Consider the following 1348-nt stretch of genomic DNA (forward strand, 5'->3'; position numbering starts at 1 on the left):
GGCTCTTCTCCGCTTACATGAGCTTGATATTTGGATAAAAGGTTGAATGGGTATCAGGGACTGATGTTTGTCTGATCTTGAGTTTGAAGTACTCGATGTCTCGGATCCCTCGAGCTCTTCGCCTGAGTAAACCAATAGAGACATTCCCAGCTTCAACTCGAGCATTGGTTAATCTATATTTTGCGTAATTGCAGATGCCGACTTTTCTATCCAATAGTGCGTCTGCATAATTACACAACGACAATATCCTCGTAGACCTAGCAAGACCGCACCAAGCTTCAAGTGCCATTACCATCGACTTGTAACACGCTTCATCCCATATCGCTTGTAACTGCTCTTTCAGCATATAAACAATGCAGAGAGTCTTGTTACTCTCGAGTAAGTCACCAAGTCTATCTGACTGCCTATCATCCAGTTTATGGGCGTTTTTCAGCAAGAGGAACAACGTTCCTTTGAGCATCTTTTTCTCTTCATGAGAACCATTTCGAAAGGCTTTGGAACGCTCTTTTTTGATTAGCAGGCCGTAGTTTTGCATCACATGAAATCGGTCGAAAACGATATCGGCGTTAGGCAGCATTTTTCTTACGGCGGATTGATAAGGCTGACCCATATCCATTGAAACCGCTTTAATACCGTCTCTCGTCGCGGTTGATAATTGCTCGAAGAACGAAATAAGGACTGCTGCTTTTCTACCGTGTTCGACCCAAATTAAATGACCAGAAACCAAATCATATACCACGGTCATGTAGTCATGCCCTTTAGCTCGGGCCACCTCATCAACGCCAATATGGATTAAGTTGTTAAGCTTCGCGGGCTCCAAGCCTGGCAGAGTTGAATGTAGATATTCCTTATCTATGTTTTTTACCGTTTCCCAACGAATGCCTAGATGTTGAGACACTGCGTGAATACTCATGTACCGGCATAATCCACTGATGAATTGACAGAAGCGAATGGTATATCGCGCTCCTTTGGCAACGTATTCAGTCGCCTCAATTAACCTTCTTCCGTCTTTATCTCTGGTCTGAGCAAGTTCGACTTCAATGCTACAAGGGCGTCCACTAACTGGTAGATCGTGTACCCGTCTTCTTACATAGTGATCAACTGTACATCGCCTTTCAGTTCTTGGTTCTTTAACCTTAAATCGTCCGTCTCGGCGGCATCGTACAAGAATAGAATGAGACCCTTGTTCTATAGAAAAGGACTGCACACATTGCCCTTTAAAGCTAAATAGGGCGGATGATAATGATGGCAAGGTATATCCACTTATTCACAGATAAGAAAGTGTTGCAAATGATAATGTTATTTATGATCTTTGATATAAATAGACTCACTTAAGCGGAGAAGAGCC

The 1348-nt window shown here is 43.0% G+C and carries 1 protein-coding gene; it reads right to left on the bottom strand.

From position 1 onward, the window contains the following. Window positions 1-13 precede the first annotated feature (13 nt). On the bottom strand, window positions 14-1252 hold the full coding sequence (locus tag ACVBIK_RS20635) for an ISL3-like element ISShha2 family transposase (protein WP_447170423.1): 1239 nt from the start codon (window positions 1250-1252) through the stop codon (window positions 14-16). Window positions 1253-1348 lie beyond the last annotated feature (96 nt).

The organism is Shewanella sp. 125m-1, assembly GCF_052977065.1.